General features: G+C 70.3%; 12 protein-coding genes. 4 read left to right on the top strand and 8 right to left on the bottom strand.

Features of this window, described 5'->3' with window-relative positions; genetic code table 11:
- Position 1 precedes the first annotated feature (1 nt).
- Positions 2–994, bottom strand: coding sequence for a helix-turn-helix domain-containing protein (locus FB381_RS17260; RefSeq protein ID WP_141781425.1), 993 nt, complete (start codon positions 992–994; stop codon positions 2–4).
- Between the two features lie 68 nt (positions 995–1062).
- On the opposite strand from FB381_RS17260, the gene FB381_RS17265 reads away from it, so the two are divergent.
- Positions 1063–2274 (top strand): MFS transporter, encoded by a 1212-nt coding sequence (locus FB381_RS17265; RefSeq protein WP_141781426.1) that lies wholly within the window; start codon positions 1063–1065, stop codon positions 2272–2274.
- A gap of 95 nt (positions 2275–2369) precedes the next feature.
- On the opposite strand, the gene FB381_RS17270 is transcribed toward FB381_RS17265, so the two are convergent.
- From FB381_RS17270 to FB381_RS17280, 3 genes are all read right to left on the bottom strand, one after another.
- On the bottom strand, positions 2370–5819 hold the full coding sequence (locus FB381_RS17270; RefSeq protein WP_141781427.1) for an Rne/Rng family ribonuclease: 3450 nt from the start codon (positions 5817–5819) through the stop codon (positions 2370–2372).
- 424 nt (positions 5820–6243) lie between these two features.
- On the bottom strand, positions 6244–7440 hold the full coding sequence (locus tag FB381_RS17275) for a winged helix DNA-binding domain-containing protein (protein ID WP_141781428.1): 1197 nt from the start codon (positions 7438–7440) through the stop codon (positions 6244–6246).
- Positions 7441–7612: 172 nt separating this feature from the next.
- Positions 7613–8341: a TIGR03936 family radical SAM-associated protein gene (locus tag FB381_RS17280; protein WP_141781429.1), complete on the bottom strand. Its 729-nt coding sequence runs from the start codon at positions 8339–8341 to the stop codon at positions 7613–7615.
- Positions 8342–8476: 135 nt separating this feature from the next.
- On the opposite strand from FB381_RS17280, the gene FB381_RS17285 reads away from it, so the two are divergent.
- Together FB381_RS17285 and FB381_RS17290 are read left to right on the top strand one after the other, a co-directional pair.
- Entirely contained in the window at positions 8477–9454 is a 978-nt protein-coding gene (locus tag FB381_RS17285) for an endonuclease/exonuclease/phosphatase family protein (RefSeq protein WP_141781430.1), read from the top strand.
- Between the two features lie 34 nt (positions 9455–9488).
- Entirely contained in the window at positions 9489–9911 is a 423-nt protein-coding gene (locus FB381_RS17290; RefSeq protein WP_141781431.1) for a GNAT family N-acetyltransferase, read from the top strand.
- Here FB381_RS17290 and FB381_RS17295 read toward each other — a convergent pair.
- Positions 9863–10357: a GNAT family N-acetyltransferase gene (locus FB381_RS17295; protein ID WP_141781432.1), complete on the bottom strand. Its 495-nt coding sequence runs from the start codon at positions 10355–10357 to the stop codon at positions 9863–9865. The genes FB381_RS17290 and FB381_RS17295 overlap by 49 nt on opposite strands.
- A 174-nt stretch (positions 10358–10531) precedes the next feature.
- Here FB381_RS17295 and FB381_RS17300 point away from each other — a divergent pair, with 174 nt between their 5' ends.
- The gene (locus FB381_RS17300) at positions 10532–10933 is read left to right on the top strand and encodes a VOC family protein (protein ID WP_141781433.1); all 402 of its coding nucleotides are present in this window, start codon (positions 10532–10534) and stop codon (positions 10931–10933) included.
- Here FB381_RS17300 and FB381_RS17305 read toward each other — a convergent pair.
- The 3 genes from FB381_RS17305 to FB381_RS17315 all read right to left on the bottom strand — a co-directional run bounded on the left by FB381_RS17305 (position 10930) and on the right by FB381_RS17315 (position 16314).
- Positions 10930–12900 carry a TIGR03960 family B12-binding radical SAM protein gene (locus FB381_RS17305; protein WP_141781434.1) on the bottom strand — a complete coding sequence of 657 codons (1971 nt, stop codon included), beginning with the start codon at positions 12898–12900 and terminating at the stop codon, positions 10930–10932. The genes FB381_RS17300 and FB381_RS17305 overlap by 4 nt on opposite strands.
- A gap of 174 nt (positions 12901–13074) precedes the next feature.
- Complete coding sequence (locus tag FB381_RS17310) at positions 13075–14292, bottom strand: S8 family peptidase (RefSeq protein WP_170225204.1); 1218 nt, start codon at positions 14290–14292, stop codon at positions 13075–13077.
- A 342-nt stretch (positions 14293–14634) separates the two neighbouring features.
- A complete protein-coding gene (locus FB381_RS17315) occupies positions 14635–16314 on the bottom strand; it encodes a S8 family peptidase (RefSeq protein WP_246088165.1) in 1680 nt (559 codons plus the stop codon).
- Positions 16315–16404 lie beyond the last annotated feature (90 nt).

The following is a 16404-nucleotide window of genomic DNA, read 5'->3' on the forward strand; positions in this document are numbered from 1 at the left end:
CTCACGTCTCCGAGCTCGCCAGCTCCTCGCCCAGTGCCGTACGCCAGTAGAGCACCTCGCGGCCCGCGCGACGTCGCATCACCACACCGGCGTCGAGCAGCACCCGCAGATGGTTGCCGACGGCGCCGACGGGCAGCTGGGTGAGTGCGGCGAGCTGGGTGGTGGAGCGCGGCGAGTCGAGGAGGGTGAGCACGCCGGCGCGGTTGGCGCCGATCAGCCTGGCCAGTGCCCGGGCCGGGTCGGCGCTGTCGCTGCCGGTGCTCGCCAGCGCCCCGGAGACGGGGTAGACGATCGCGTAGCGCTGCGGCAGGTCCCAGGCCAGCCAGGAGCCGTCACTGTGCACCGGCACGAACGAGAGCTCGTGGGCGTCGGAGAGGTCGCGGGTGGGCAGGTCGTAGCCGTCGACCTGCAGGATCCCGTCGCCCAGCCATCTCTTCTGCTTGGTGCCGAGGGTGGCGAAGACGCCTGCCCAGCCCTCGCTGGCCAGCTGGCTGGCACGGGAGACGATGTCGGCCTCCAGCACGCGCCTCCTGCGCGGCCAGTCGGCCTGCACGGTCGCGGTCCAGATCCAGCCGAGCATCGTGGCCACGGCGTCGTTGATCCCCGATCTCTCGACGGCGACCGGGAGATCGCCGGCGAGCTCGCGCAGCCCGGCGCGCATACGTGGCTCGTCCCAGGCGAGCACCTGGGCGAGCTCGTCCTCGAAGGTGGCGCCGTCGCCGAGCGGCGGCGGGGTCAGGAAGTCGGCCATCCAGCCTGGCCTGTCGCCGCGGCGCGGTCGCCACATCGTCGCATCGAGCGCCGCCAGCATCGGGTCGGAGGCCAGCAGGTCGCGGTACGCCTCGAGATAGGCGGCCCGGAACGACCGTTGCCACGGCGTGCCGTTGGCGTCGACCCGGCTGAGGATCGTCAGCGCGGCGACGGTCTCGTGGAGCGGAGAGACCACGAACCGGCTCTCGGCGAGCAGATCTGCCGGGATGACCCAGGTTCCCATCGGCCCAACCTTTCGCGTGTGTGCGAATCATTATCCATCGGGGTCTCAACCGTCCCAGACTTCACGGCATGACGAGCACCTCCGCCCAGCCCTCACCGACGACGTACGGGCAGCTCTTCGCGATCCCGGAGTTCCGGGTGCTCTTCCTCAACCGCTGTCTGGTGATGATCTCGGTGGCCGCCTCGTCGCTGGCGATCGGGACGGTGATGTTCGAGACCACCGGGTCGGCCTTGCTCAGCGCGCTCTCGATTTTCGGTGGACCACTGGTCGCACTGGTCGTCTCTCAGCTCTTCCTCGGCCTCTCCGACACTCTGCGCCCGCGCACCGCACTGATGCTGCAGATGACCGGCCCACTGGTGGCCAACGCGTTGCAGGCGGTGCCCGGGATGCCGTGGCAGGCACGGTTCGCGCTGCTGGCGATCCCCTACGCGGTCGACGCCATGCTCGCCGGCACCCAATGGGTCGTGATGCGCGACATCGTGTCCGGCTCGTCCTACGCGCTCGGCCGCTCGACGCTGAACCTCGCCGTCGGCGGGATGCAGGTCGTCGGCTACGGCCTCGGTGGCATCGCGCTGCTGTGGCTCTCACCGCAGACGCTGTTCGTGGTCGCGGCCGTGGTCAACCTGCTCAGCCTGCTCACGATGCGGTTCGGCATCAAGGACCGACCGGCCTCCGGACGTACGTCGGAGGGGGTCGTCGCCCACACCCGCCGGGTCAACCGGCTGCTTCTCGGCTCACGGGTCACTCGGCCGCTCTACCTCGCCGGCTGGCTGCCGAACGGGCTGATCGTCGGTTGCGAGGCGCTCTTCGTGCCCTACGGGCACGGCACGCTGGCGGGCTACCTCTTCGCCGCCGGGGCGGCCGGGATGATGCTCGGCGACCTCGGCACCGGCCGCTTCCTCACGATCCCGCAGCGCGATCGCCTCATCGGCCCGCTGCGCTACCTGCTGGCCGTGCCGTTCCTGGTCTTCTGGCTCTCCCCGCCCGCCCCGGTCGCGGTGACCGCGGTGTTCCTCGCCTCGGTCGGGTACGCCGCCTCGCTCCCGCTGCAGGAGCGCCTCATCACCCACACCACCGACGACATCCAGGGCCAGGCGCTCGGGCTCCAGGGCCAAGGCATGATGATCGGCCAAGCCGTGGGCGCCGGTATCGGCGGCGCTGTCGCCGGCTACCTCCTGCCCGGCCACGCCATGGGACTCCTCGCCGCGGTCTCGCTGCTGGTGACCGCAGGGCTCACTCCCGGCCTCCGCCGCTCCACACCGACAGCTCGGCACCCGTAGGCCTCCGTATGGCTGAGGCCGTGACGCTGCTCGCGTCGGTCACAACGCAGAAGCCCGGCTACCGCTGGTGCGGTAGCCGGGCGACATGAGCCAGGTCAGCTCTCGTCGGACTGCGCGGTGTCCCTGCTCACGCCACCTCGGGTGCGGGTCACGACCTTCGGTGCCGCCGCCGGGGCGGTGCTGTTGCTGGGCGCCGGAGCCTCGGACTTGGCCGCGGACATCACCGCGCCCTCACCCGTGCTCACGACCTCACGGCGGGCGCCACGACGCTGCCGGGTGACGACCTTCGGCGTGGAGTCGACCGGCTCGCTCGCAGCGGGCTCGGCCTTGGCCTCCTTCGCCGGCTCGGGCTTGGTGGGCTCGGGCTTCGTCGGCTCGGGCTTGGTGGGCTGGGTCGCCTTGGCGGCCGGCGCCTTCTTGGCCGCAGGCGCGGCCTTCTCCTCAGCAGCCGGCGCAGGAGTCGGCTCAGCAGTCGGCTCGGCCTTCGGCGTCTCGCCGGTGGAACCGACGACCGCTGCCAGGACCGGGCGACCGGTGTTGGCCGAGCGGCGCGTACGCGTGCGGGTGGTGACCTTCGGCGCGGCCGGCTCGGCCACCGGGGTCTCGGCGGCAGGCGCCTTGGCCGTCTCGGCGGCCGCGGCAGGCTCGACGGAAGCGGGCTCGGAGGCCTCGACGGGAGCGGCCGCCTTCTTGCCCCGACGCGAGCGCGAGCGGGAGCTGACCTTGGGAGCAGCCGGCTCGGCCGGGGTCTCCTTCGGCGTCTCGGCGGTCTCCTCGGCCGCGGGCTTGGCAGGCTCGCTGGAAGCGTCCTCGGACGGCTTCTCGGCCGCCGGAGCGGACGTCGCCTCGGGCGATGCCTCGTTCTGCCCGGCCATGGCCGCGAACTCAGCCGGAGTCGGGGTCTTCGCAGACTCCTCGGCGGCTTCGGTCTGCTGCTGCTCCGAACCGTTGTCGTCCTTGCCCTTGCCCTTGCCGCCGCGACCACCGCGGCGACGCGAACGCGGCTCGTCGGGGGCGACACCGGAGGACTTGCCGGGCTCGACCGGGTGCTCGTGGATGACGAGACCGCGACCCGAGCAGGCCTCGCAGTTCTCGGAGAAGGCCTCGAGCAGCCCGGTGCCGATCCGCTTGCGCGTCATCTGCACCAGACCCAGCGAGGTGACCTCGGCGACCTGGTGACGGGTGCGGTCGCGGCCCAGGCACTCGACCAGACGACGGAGCACCAGGTCACGGTTGGACTCGAGGACCATGTCGATGAAGTCGACGACGATGATGCCGCCGATGTCGCGCAGCCGGAGCTGGCGCACGATCTCCTCGGCCGCCTCGAGGTTGTTCTTGGTGACCGTCTCCTCCAGGTTGCCGCCGGAGCCGGTGAACTTGCCGGTGTTGACGTCGACGACGGTCATCGCCTCGGTGCGGTCGATGACCAGCGAGCCGCCCGAGGGCAGCCAGACCTTGCGGTCGAGGCCCTTCGAGATCTGCTCGTCGATGCGGTAGGCAGCGAACGCATCGGTCTGGCCGTCGTACTTCTCGACGCGCTCCTCGAGGTCGGGAGCCACCGAGTGGACGTAGTCCTTGACGGTCTCCCACGACTTCTCACCCGAGATCACCAGCTTGGCGAAGTCTTCGGTGAACAGGTCACGCACGACCTTGAGCGTCAGGTCGGGCTCACCGTAGAGCAGCTGCGGAGCGTTGCCGCCGGCCTTCTTCTCGATGTCCTCCCAACGCGTCTTGAGGCGCTCGACGTCGTGGGTGAGCTCGTCCTCGGCCGCGCCCTCGGCGGCGGTGCGTACGATCACGCCGGCCGTGTCGGGGACGATCTCCTTCAGCAGCGTCTTGAGCCGGTTGCGCTCGGTGTCGGGCAGCTTGCGCGAGATGCCCGAGGTGGTGCCGTCGGGCACGTAGACCAGGAAGCGGCCGGCGAGCGAGATCTGCGAGGTCAGCCGGGCGCCCTTGTGACCGATCGGGTCCTTCGTCACCTGGACGAGCACCTTCTGACCGGAGGTCAGCACCGACTCGATCTTGCGGGGCTGGCCCTCCTTCCAGCCGAGCGAGGCCCAGTTGACCTCACCGGCGTAGAGGACCGCGTTGCGGCCCTTGCCGATGTCGATGAAGGCGGCCTCCATGCTCGGCAGCACGTTCTGTACGCGGCCCAGGTAGACGTTGCCGATCAGGCTGGTCTGCGACTCGCGGGCGACGTAGTGCTCCACGAGCACCTTGTCCTCGAGCACGGCGATCTGGGTCAGGTCGTCGCGCTCACGGATCACCATCGTGCGCTCCACCGACTCGCGGCGGGCCAGGAACTCGGCCTCGCTCACGATCGGGGCGCGGCGGCGACCGGCCTCGCGACCCTCACGGCGGCGCTGCTTCTTCGCCTCCAGGCGGGTCGAACCCGACAGCGCGGTGATCTGGTCTTCACCGGTGCGGCTCTGGCGCACCTTGGTGACGGTGTTCTCCGGGTCGTCGCCACCATCGCCGGAAGCCTCGCCGGCGCGGCGACGACGACGGCGACGGCGCGAGGAGCTGCCGCCCTCGCCCTGCTGCTCGTCGGAGTCCTTGGCGTCCTTGCCGGACTCGTTGTTCTCCGCCTCGGACCTGTCGTCGTCGGAGGAGTCCGAGCCCTCGTTGTCGCCGTTGGACTCACCGTTGGAGCCCTTGCGGCGACGACGGCCACCGCGACGGCGGCGACGACGACCGTTGCCGCCGCCTTCACCGTCGTCGGAGGAGCTCTCGTCGGTGCCGTTCTCGTTGCTGTCGGCGTCGCTGGCGCTGGCGCCGGCCTGCTCGTCGGACTGAGCGGCGGCCGCGTCGGCGGTCTCGGTCTCGGTCGGCTCCGCCCGGCGTACGTCGCGCTTCTTCTTGCCCTTGGCCGGCGCCTCGGCGGGCGCGGTCTCGGCGGCCTCGGCCTCGGCGTCGGTCTCGGCGGGCGCCGGGGCAGCAGGCTCGTCGGCGGGCTTGGGCTCCGCCGTCTTGCGGGTGCGGCGACGGGTGGTCGTCTTGGGGGGCGCCTGGAACAGCATCGCGGGCGCGCCCGGACCGGACTGCTCGCCCTTCTCCGCCTCGGCGGATGCCTCGACCGCGGGGGCCTGGGCCGGGGCGGGAGCCGCGGCCGGGGTCTCCGCGGGGTTCTGGGCGGGGGTCTCCGCGGGAGCCTCGGCCGGAGCCGCCTCCGCAGCGGCAGCCTTCTTGGCTGTGGTCTTCTTCGCCGTGGTCTTCTTGGCGGTGGTCTTCTTCGCCGTCGTCTTCTTCGCGGCCGCTCGCTTGGCGGGCGCCTTCTTGGCGGACGCCGGAGCGGTCTCCGCGCTCTCGGCCGGCTCAGCGGCGGCCTCGGTGGTGGGGCTCTCGCCGGCGGCGGACTCGGGCGCCGGGGCCGCCGTCTTCTTGGTCGTACGCTTGCGGGTGGTCTTCTTCGCCGTGGTCTTCTTGGCGGGGGTCTCGACGGGGGCTTCCGCGTCGGTCGAGGGTGTCGCGGGGGTCGCGGTCACCGGAGTCTGCGCCGCTTCCGCGGGCGTCTCGGTGCTCTCGACAGGGGGCTTGTCGGCCATGCCGTTCTCCTCATCCAGGACCTTCACAGGTGCCGGATCGTCAGGTGCCGGGAAACGGGCGCTGCGCAGTATCTAGCGTTATCTCTACGTAGCGGCCGCATCGCGGCGCAAAGCTTGTCAGGGCGGCGACATCCACCGCAGCTGTGCGTCACAGAGTGCGGTTCCGTCACCTGCCGCGGTCGCTCGGCCGTCCGGGATCTTCCCGGGCGAGTCACTCTCACCGACTCGCTAGGCCCGCGTCGCGGTCTGGCGACGACCTACCCCCTGTGTGCCGGTGTGCGGCCCCGGAGGACCCACGCCGGCGAGGCGTCGTCGGACTTCTCCAACCTCGGGACGGACCCGAATGTTTGAGCAGTCGTCTCGGAGTATCGCATACACCCTGTCGACAGACCGATATCCGGCCGGTCTCCGAGCGGGGCGACTTTCAGGGAAGCTTCGCTTCTTTCATCTGTCGTGACTTGTAGACATTGACGATCACGACCCCGTCGAGCCACTGCGTGAGCCGCTCGGCCTCCGCCTTCAGCGCCCGCGTGCCGTCCTCCCCGATGTCGTGGCGCACGATCGGATGCACCTGGCCCTCCTGGTCCTGCGCCCACGCCCCGACGATCCGCCCGTCCCACCAGGCGGTGTTGCCGGCGTTGCCGTTGGAGTCGAAGAGGTAGGCGACATCCTCGCCGTCCAGATAGAAGCCGCGCTCCTTCCAACCCATGACCGTGGGGTCGAGGGTAGGCACCAGCGCCGCCCACGGCTCCGTCTCGGGCTCGGGGTCGGTGGCGATCGGGTCGTCGGGCAGCACCCATCCGGTGCCGCCGCCCTCGAGACCGACCTGGACCGCGCCGATCGTCGCGAGCGCTGCCCGCACGGCCGATTTCGTCGAACCGAGCCACCAGACCAGGTCCGTCTCGGTGCCCGGACCGAAGGTCCACAGCCACCGGCGGACCAGCTCGGCGTAGCCCTCGGCAGCGGTGAGCGGCACCGGCGTGTCGCCCAGCCACGACTCGGTCACGGTCCAGGCCGGCTTGTTCAGCCGCCAGTGGCCGAGATTGTTGGCGCGCATCAGATGCCCCTGGGCGGCGAGGGTGCCGATCACCCAGCGGCCGATCGGGAACTCCCCGCCCCACTTCTTGCCGGGCGAGCCCATCCGGAAGCGGAGGTCGAGCGCCGGCACCAGGTCGCGCAGCTGCGTCGACGTACGCGGCACGCCGTCGGCCAGCGCCGCCAGGGTCGCGGCGTAGGCGTCGCGCAGCCAGGCGTCCTGCTCCTCGACGACGCCGCCCGCGGTCAGCCACTTGTGGAGGTTCTTGCCCTCCTGCGCCGCCACCCTCGCAGAGGCGCTCCCCATCGCCGCGGGGAGCAGATCTCGAGGGAAGGCGAAGAGCGTACGTCGCATCGCCAGGTGCTTGACCAGGCTCCTGTCCTCGTAGAGGGCGTGCTCGACGTCGTCGATCCGGAGGCCATCGACCCGTGCGTGCAACGCGAGATGGACCGTCGCGGCCTCGGTCGCGTGCCAGACCGTCATCGCCTGCGTGGCGGTGCCGACATCGGCGTACCGGTGCTCGGGGGCGAGCCCGTGCCGGCGGGCCAGCCTCGCCCGGCGCTCGCGGTCGGTGACGGTCCTCATCGCACGCAGACTAGGGCATGCCTGGCGAATCCACGCCCGCTACGCGACGTTTCGCATCCGATCTGGCTGCGTTGCCGCCGCTCGACAGCCGCCAGGATGCCTTCGCAGCGGACGCCTGGCCAGATCGGCCCGAAACGCCGCTCGCGGCCGCCGTGTCTTCACCAGACATCCCCTAGTGGAGCGGGTCGCCGATCGTGCCGGTTTCCTCGTCGAAGACACCCTGGGTGAGCCGGGTGAGCAGCGGCAGGCCGCCGTGCTCGGGGCCGACCTTCAGTCCGCCGACGCGCTCGAGGCCGGTGACGACATCGTCGGGGCGCACCGTCGGGGTGCCGTGGCGCAGCAGCAGCTGCAGACGCGAGCCGCCCTCGCGCGGCGCGGCGCTCATGCGTACGACCGCTGCCCGGGCGTCGAACTCGCGCAGCCCCTTCTTGGTCATCCGCGAGACGGTCACCTCCTCGGCACCGAGGAACGCCTCGACCGCGGCCGCGGCGTCCTCCGGGGTCGCCGGGAGGTCGATGATCCACTCGCTGGCGGTCAGCAGGTCGGCCAGCGCGCCCTTCGGCGAGGTGGCCGTGTCGACGACGTCGAGCAGGTCGAGGCCCTCGGGCATGACCTCGTCGAGCACACCCTGGGTGGCACCCGGGTCGACGACCTCACGCAGCGCCAGCTCGACGTACTCGGCCTCGCTCGCCGCCCCGGTCGGCGCCGCTCCGGCGTAGGAGATCCGCGGGTGGGGGTTGAAGCCCGAGGAGTAGGCGACCGGGATCCGTGCCCGCGCGACGGCCCGCTCGAAGGCGCGGCTGAAGTCACGGTGGCTGGTGAAACGGAGCCGGCCGCGCTTGGCATAACGGATGCGGAGACGCTGGACCGGCGGGGCCTGCTGTTCGGGCTGCTGACGCACGGGGTCGATTATGTCGGTCGTCGCCGCGATTACCCATCTGGCGTACGCACCGGGCGATGCCCGAGCGAGTGCCCGAGCGAATGGCAGGCCAACGGAATGTAACGGTTTGCATACGGAAAATGGGAGACTCGCGCGGTGACCCGACACAGGGACAGGAATCGTTCGGCACGCTTCAAGGAGCTGCTGCCGATCTTTGCGATCGTCCTCACCGTCGGGGCGATCGCCGCCCTGACCGTGCTCGCGCCGCGGCTCGACCGGGCGGAGAAGGCCTCGGCCGATGCCTCCACGTCGCCGTCGGCCGAGCCCGCACCGACCACGTCGGGGTCGCCGAGGCCGCTGCCCGAGTTCAAGAAGCTGGCCGCACCGCCCGCGATCGCCAAGGTGCCGAAGAAGCCGAAGATCGACCCGTGCGCGGCCCCGCGCGACATCACCGTGATGACCTTCAACATCAAGGGCGGCAAGGTCTCCCCCGGCGAGCTCGGCGGCATCGCCGACGTGATCCGGGCATCGGGAGCCGACGTCGTGCTCCTGCAGGAGGTCGACCAGAACCGGCGCCGCTCGGGCAACGTCGACCAGCCGGCGATCATCGCCTCCCACCTGGGGATGCAGTCGGTCTTCGGCGCCAACGACTGGATCACCGACCGGGGCGGCTACGGCAACGCGATCCTGTCCCGCTTCCCGATCGACGGCTCCGGCAACACCCACCTGCCCAACCGCGGCGGCAAGGAGCAGCGTGGGGTGCTGCGGGCCGACATCATCGTCTCGGGGCAGCGCCTGGTCGTGTTCAACACCCACCTCGACCACACCTCCGACTCGTTGCGCCGCACCCAGATCGGGGCGGTGATGAGCAAGGTCGGTGCCTATGACGGCGCCAAGATCCTCGGCGGCGACCTCAACTCCGGTGCCGGCTCCGGGGTGCTGGGCGCCGTGCTGGGCTCGCTCTCGGACGCCGGCGCCTCCCTCGGCGCCAGCCACGACGGCGGCGGCCGCGTCGACTACCTGCTCCCCAACTCCTGGCTCGCCGCCGGCGACGGCCGGGTCTCCCCCACGAGGTTGTCGGACCACCACGCCGTCAGCATCGACTTCGCCGTCCGGGGCGCAGCCGACTGCTGAGATCGGTACGACGGAGCGTGAAAGACTTCCGGCCGTGATCGAACTCCGGCCTGCCTCCGTCGCCGACGTCCCCGCACTGATGATGCTGTGGGAGGTGGCGGCGGAGAACGACTCGCGGCCGAGCGACTCGTCCGCGAAGGTGGAGGCACTGATCGCGCGCGACCCTGACGCCTGCACGGTCGCGGTCACCGCGGAGGGCCGTGTCGTCGGCTCGCTGATCTCTGGCTGGGACGGCTGGCGCGCCCACCTCTACCGGTTGGCGGTCCACCCGGACGTACGCCGCCAGGGCCTCGCCCGCCGCCTCCTCGCCCACGCCGAGACCCGCCTCGTCGCGCTCGGCGCGGGCCGGATCGACGCGATGGTCCTGGAGGACAACGACCTGGGCCAGCAGCTGTGGAAGAGCTCGGGCTACGCACCCCAGCCCGACTGGCGCCGCTGGGTGCGCCCGGTCGGCTGAGGCCGGATCATCAGGTCGTACGCCTCCCGGAACCCGGCCCGCGCATAGAACGGGATCGACTTCTCGCTGGGGCTCAGCACGATGCGTACGAAGCCCTCGTCGTCGGCGTGCCCGGTCAGCGCCTCCAGCATCGCGGTGCCGAGCCCGCCGTTGCGGTGCTCGCGCCGGACGTAGAAGTTGGCCAGATAGCCCCACCGCGACTGTGCGCTGCCAGGCTTGGGCATCCGTGTGAAGACCAGCAGGTTGACCATCCCGGCGGGCTCGCCGTCGACGTAGCCCACCCAGACCCGTCGCTGCTCCTCGATCAGCCACTCACCGAAGCGGTCCTCGAAGCCCGGGTCGTCGATGGTGTGCTTCGCGATCTCCTCGCTCCAGGCTCTCCGGAGGGCCGCGAGCAGGTCCGTGTCTTCCGGCCCCGCCAGGCGTACGTCGAGTCTGTCGCTCATGGGCCGAACCTAGCCGCGGGAGCAGTCATTCGCGCGACGGCGCGGCCGGGCCCACCGTCGGGGCGGGAAGTTCGTGAGCCCCGACGAGCTTCCCGCCCCCCGCCGGCTACAGCCACCTCGTGATCACCGACCCGGAACCCGGCTGCCCCGGAAAGACGCGGCTACGGTGGAGGCATGCCACGGCCCCGCCACTTCGTTCACCACCTCGGCGTGTTCGCCGGCGACTTCACGGCCAGCGAGCGCTTCTACACCGCCGCCCTCGGCGTGCTGGACATCGAGCCCGGCTACCGCACGGACTCGATCGCGGAGTACTGGGCTCGTGACCACGACACCCCGAGCATCTCCCTCGAGACCGCGCCCTCCGAGGCGGACGTCACCCGAGGGCTGCACGTCGCCTTCGAGGCGCCGGATCGCGCAGCGGTCGATGCGTTCCACGAGGCGGCGGTCACCGCAGGTGGGACCTCACGCCACAGGCCGCGATTCTGGCCCGAGTACAAGGCGTACGCCGCCTTCGTCAGCGACCCCGACGACAACAACATCGAGGCGCTGGTGAAGGAGGCGAACCAGCCCCTCTAGACGACCGAGAGCGGCAGCAGCTTCTGACCCGTGGGGCCGATCTGGATGTCGGTGTTCATCTCGGGGCACACGCCGCAGTCGTAGCAGGGGGTCCAGCGGCAGTCCTCGACCTCGATGTCCGCACCGTCGGCGACGGCGAGGGCGTCCTCCCAGTCGGCCCAGAGCCAGTCCTTGTCGAGGCCGGAGTCGAGGTGGTCCCAGGGCAGGATCTCCTCGTACTCGCGCTCGCGCGTGGTGAACCAGTCGAGGTCGACGCTGCCTCCGGCCAGGGCGGTCTCGGCGGCGTTGATCCAGCGGTCGTAGGAGAAGTGCTCGCTCCAGCCGTCGAAACGACCGCCGTCGCGCCAGACCTGCTCGATGATCGCGCCGACGCGGCGGTCGCCGCGGGAGAGCAGGCCCTCGATGATGCCGGGCTTGCCGTCGTGGTAGCGGAAGCCGATCGCGCGACCGAACTTCTTGTCGGAGCGCACCACGTCGCGCAGCTTCTGCAGACGTACGTCGGTGGTCTCGTGGTCGAGCTGGGAGGCCCACTGGAAGGGGGTGTGCGGCTTGGGCACGAAGCCGCCGATCGAGACCGTGCAGCGGATGTCGTTGCGTCCCGAGACCTCGCGGCCCTTGGCGATGACCTTCTTGGCGAGCTCGGCGATCTGGAGCACGTCGTCGTCGGTCTCGGTCGGCAGGCCGCACATGAAGTAGAGCTTCACCTGGCGCCAGCCGTGGGAGTAGGCCGCACCGACGGTGCGGATCAGGTCTTCCTCGGTGACCATCTTGTTGATCACCTTGCGCATCCGCTCGGAGCCGCCCTCGGGTGCGAAGGTGAGTCCGGAGCGACGGCCGTTGCGGGAGAACTCGTTGGCCAGGGTGATGTTGAAGGCGTCGACGCGGGTCGACGGCAGCGACAACGACACGTTGGAGCCCTCGTAGCGGTCGGCGAGACCGGTCGCGACGTCACCGATCTCGGTGTGGTCGGCCGAGCTCAGCGAGAGCAGACCGACCTCCTCGAAACCCGACTTCCGGATGCCGTTCTCGACCATGTCGCCGATGGTGGTGATCGAACGCTCGCGCACCGGGCGGGTGATCATCCCGGCCTGGCAGAAGCGGCAGCCGCGCGTGCAGCCCCGGAAGATCTCCACGGAGAACCGCTCGTGGACGGTCTCGGCCAGCGGCACCAGCGGGTTGCGCGGGTAGGGCCAGGCGTCGAGATCCATCAGGGTGTGCTTGCGCACCCGCCACGGGATGTCGGGGCGGTTGGGCACCACGGCGTCGATCTGGCCGTCGGCGGCATAGGTGACGTCGTAGAACTTCGGCACGTAGACGGCGCCGGAGACCGCGAGCCGGCGCAGCAGCTCGTCTCGCCCACCGGGGCGACCGTCCTGTTTCCACTCGCGCACGACCTCGGAGATCTTGAGCACGACCTCCTCGCCGTCACCGAGCACGGCGGCGTCGAGGAAGTCGGCGATCGGCTCGGGGTTGAACGCGGCGTGGCCGCCGGCGAGCACCACCGGGTCGTCGTCGCCGCGGTCGACCGCGTGCAGCGGGATCTGGGCGAGGCTCAGCGCGTTGAGCATGTTGGTGTAGCCGAGCTCGGTGGAGAACGAGAGCCCGAAGACGTCGAACGCCTTCACCGGACGGTGCGCGTCGACGGTGAACTGCGGGATCGGGCCCTGCTCGTCGCCCTCACGCATGATCTTCTCGAGATCCGGCCAGACCGCGTAGGTGCGCTCGGCAGCGATCCAGTCGCGCTCGTTGAGCACCTCGTAGAGGATCTGGACGCCCTGGTTGGGCAGGCCGACCTCGTAGGCGTCGGGATACATCAGCGCCCACCGGACCTCGACGTCGTTCCACTCCTTGACGGTCGAGTTCAGCTCGCCACCGACGTACTGGATCGGCTTGGAGACCAGCGCCAGGCGCGGCTCCAGCCGGGGGAAGACTGACTCAGGGGCAAGGTCGCTCTGGGCGACGGTCACGATGGGCACCTCAAACCTCGGGAACGAACCATCCAAGCCTACGCCGCCCGCGGGATCCCCCACCAAACCTCGCGCCGCAGGACCAAGCCGGTCCGTGGATGAAATAGACCGTGGGGCCGCCCCTCCCGGGCGACCCCACGGTCAGTCTGATGTCGGCCTGATGTCAGCTCAGGATCAGAACAGGTTGGTGAGCAGCAGGTTCGGGGAACCCTCGCCCGGGTTGGTGACCACGTCGGGGGTGGCGGCACCGGTCAGGCCCTCGGCGACGGCGGCCGGGTCGGCCGTGGGGTTCGCCTCGAGGAAGAGAGCGGCGGCACCGGCGACGTGGGGGGTCGCCATCGACGTACCGGAGATGGTGTTGGTCGAGCCGTCGTTCCAGGCCGAGGTGATGTCGACGCCCGGAGCGAAGATGTCGAGGCACTCACCGGTGTTGGAGAAGTCGGCGGCAGCGTCGGCGTCGTCGGTGGCACCGACGGTGATCGCCTCCGGCACCGCAGCCGGCGACGAACCGCAGGCGTCGGCGCTCTCGTTGCCGGCCGCGACGGCGTAGGTCACGCCGTCGGCGATCGAGGCCTGCACGGCCTGGTCGAGGGCGGTGTCGGCACCGCCGCCGAGCGACATGTTGGCGACGGCCGGGCCGTCGGTGTGGTTCTCGGTGACCCACTCGATGCCGGCGACGACACCCTCGGTGGTGCCCGAACCCTGGTCGTCGAGGACGCGGACCGGAACGATCGTGGCCTCCTTGGCCAGACCGTAGGTGGTGCCCGCGACGGTGCCCGCGACGTGGGTGCCGTGGCCGTTGCCGTCGGTCGGGTCGGTGTCGCCGTCGACGGCGTCGAAGCCCTCACCGATGCGACCCTCGAACTCCGGGTGGTCGGTCGCGACGCCGGTGTCGATGATGTAGGCGGTGACGCCCTTGCCGGTCTGGTCGTAGTGGTAGTTCTTGTCGAGCGGCAGCTCGGCCTGGTCGACGCGGTCCAGACCCCAGGTCGGGTCGGCCTGGTCACCCTGGGTGGTGTAGCGGTGGTTGGCCTGCACGTAGGCGACGTCCGGGTTGGAGCGGACCTCGGCGAGAGCGTCCTTGTCGAGCGTGGCCGAGAAGCCGTTGAACGCCTTGTCGAAGACGGTGCGTACGTCACCGCCGGCCGAGCGCGCGTCGCTGCGGACCGACTTGGCCTCGGTGGTCGCGACGTCGCTGCCACCCTGCTTCTTCATGACGACGATGTACTGCCCGTCGATCGCGGTCGAGGCGTTCTCGCCACGCAGCGGCGCCTGGCTGTCCGCGGCGCCGGCCGGCACGGTGAATGCGATCGCCGAGGCGGCTGCACCGACGGCAACGGCGGAGATGACTGCCGGTGCCTTGATGGCCCGGTTCTTCTTGGTTCGGTTCACGAACTGACTCCCGTCATCGTGCGGCCCGGTCGGGCCGCATCCCTCACTTCAACAGCACCGCACCCGCCGGTGGGCAGGCGACGCAGGAGCGTCTCGGTGCCGGCTGAACGCCCTGCGCCCTCCCTGCGGCCGCAACCCGAAGCGTTCGGGCAACCACGTAATCACGTTACGTAGAACCGGTAACGACCCAACTCTTCGCACTGCAGCAACGTGCAAGATCACAGGTTAACAACCGTTAACAGAACGGAAATTGCATGCCACAATCGGTCCACCGGACCGTTCACGCGGTAGCGAACGGCCCGGTGGAAGGGTGATGATGGTCGGCCCTCTCAGGCCAGGTGATCAGGCGATCGAGGTGTCGTCGATCAAGAAGCTGGTGCCCTGCGAGGAGTCCTCGGTGCCGGTGAAGCTCACCGTGACGGTGCTGCCGGCGAAGGATCCCAGGGAGAGCGACTTCAACGAGTAGGACGAGCTCGCGTTCAGGTTGGAGTAGGTCGCCAGGGTCGTGGATCCGACCTTCACCGTCAGCTTGTCGTACGCCGTCGAGCTCGTGGTCTCGTCGGTGACCACGCGCAGATAGAACGACAGCGTCTTACCCGCGGCGGGCAGCGTGACGCTCTGCGACAGCGTGTCGGTGTGGGTCGTGCCGTAGCCGTTCAGCCACGCCTTGTAGGAGCCCGAGCGCGCCGGGGCGCTGGTCGAGCCGTCGATGACGCCCGACGACGAGCTCCAGCCGGTCGCCCCCGACTCGAAGCCCGGGTTGACCAGCAGGTTGCCGGACGGCGGGTCCGTCGGGTCGGTGCCACCGCTCCACAGGGAGTGGAGGAGCCGGTTGGGCGAGCCGCTGCCGGGCGAGGAGACCACGCCGGTGGTGGCGTTGGAGACGATCGCCGAGGCGACGGAGGAGGCCGACGCCGTCGGGTGCGCCTGCAGGTAGAGCGCAGCCACACCGGCGACGTGCGGAGTCGCCATCGACGTACCGGAGATCGTGTTGGTCGCGGTGTTGGAGGTGTTCCACGCCGAGGTGATCGACGATCCCGGGGCGAACAGGTCGACGCACGAGCCGATGTTGGAGAAGCTCGAGCGGGCGTCGGTGCTGGTCGTCGAGCCGACCGTCAGCGCGGAGGCGACCCTCGAGGGCGAGCCGTTGCACGCGTCGGCACCGGAGTCGTTGCCCGCCGCGACGGCGTAGCTGACACCGTCGGCGATCGAGTTGGAGACCGCGGAGTCGAGCGTCGAGGAGACCCCGCCGCCGAGCGACATGTTGGCGACCGCCGGACCGGAGGTGTGGTTGGAGGTCACCCAGTTGACGCCCGCGATGACACCGGCGGTCGACCCCGACCCGGAGGCGTCGAGCACCCGGACCGGCACGAGGGTGACGCTCTTGGCCACACCGTAGGTCGATCCACCGACGGTGCCGGCGACGTGGGTGCCGTGGCCGTTCTCGTCCTCGGTGCTGGAGCCGATGGCGGTGTAGCCCGAGATGACCCGGCCGCCGAACTCCGCGTGGGCGGAGCGGATGCCGGTGTCGATGATGTAGGCCTTCACACCCGAGCCGGTGTAGTCGTAGTGGTAGTTGGAGTTCAGCGGCAGGTTGCGCTGGTCGATCCGGTCGATGCCCCAGGTCGGGTTGGCCTGGTCGCCGCTGGCCTTCACGACCTGGTTGGCCTCGACGTAGTCGACGTCGGGGTCAGCGCGGAGGGCGTCGAGGGCGTCGGCGTCGAGCGTGGCGGAGAAGCCGGTGATCGCCTTGTCGTAGGCGAACTTCACCGAGCCGCCCTTCTTCTTGGCCAGGGCCCGGGCGTCGGCCGCGTCGGCCTTGGCCTTGGCTCCGTTGCCCTTCATCACCACGATGTAGGAGCCGTCGATCGCCGTCGACTTCTCGGCGCCGATCAGGGGTGCTGGATGCTCGGCCGCGCCGGCGGGCGGCGACATGGCCAGGATGGCTGCTGCGGCACCGACTGCGGTCGCGGTTGCTGCGGCGAGCGCCGAAAGGCGCCGTTGTGGGGTGGGTCGGTTCACGATTGCTGCTCCCGTCGTCAAGCAGCCTCGGGTGAGGGCTGCAAGGGGTAACAGCTGCCCTGTAGGGCAACCGCGACGGAACGTAATCGA

This window comes from Nocardioides albertanoniae, assembly GCF_006716315.1.
In the GTDB taxonomy this organism is placed as follows: Bacteria; Actinomycetota; Actinomycetes; order Propionibacteriales; family Nocardioidaceae; genus Nocardioides; species Nocardioides albertanoniae.

Excerpts from the sequence above, each read along its gene's own strand:
- FB381_RS17270 (WP_141781427.1), bottom strand. The coding sequence starts at position 5,819 with ATGGCCGACAAGCCCCCTGTCGAGAGCACCGAGACGCCCGCGGAAGCG.
- FB381_RS17275 (WP_141781428.1), bottom strand. The coding sequence starts at position 7,440 with ATGAGGACCGTCACCGACCGCGAGCGCCGGGCGAGGCTGGCCCGCCGG.
- FB381_RS17260 (WP_141781425.1), bottom strand. The coding sequence starts at position 994 with ATGGGAACCTGGGTCATCCCGGCAGATCTGCTCGCCGAGAGCCGGTTC.
- FB381_RS17265 (WP_141781426.1), top strand. The coding sequence starts at position 1,063 with ATGACGAGCACCTCCGCCCAGCCCTCACCGACGACGTACGGGCAGCTC.
- FB381_RS17300 (WP_141781433.1), top strand. The coding sequence starts at position 10,532 with ATGCCACGGCCCCGCCACTTCGTTCACCACCTCGGCGTGTTCGCCGGC.
- FB381_RS17295 (WP_141781432.1), bottom strand. The coding sequence starts at position 10,357 with ATGAGCGACAGACTCGACGTACGCCTGGCGGGGCCGGAAGACACGGAC.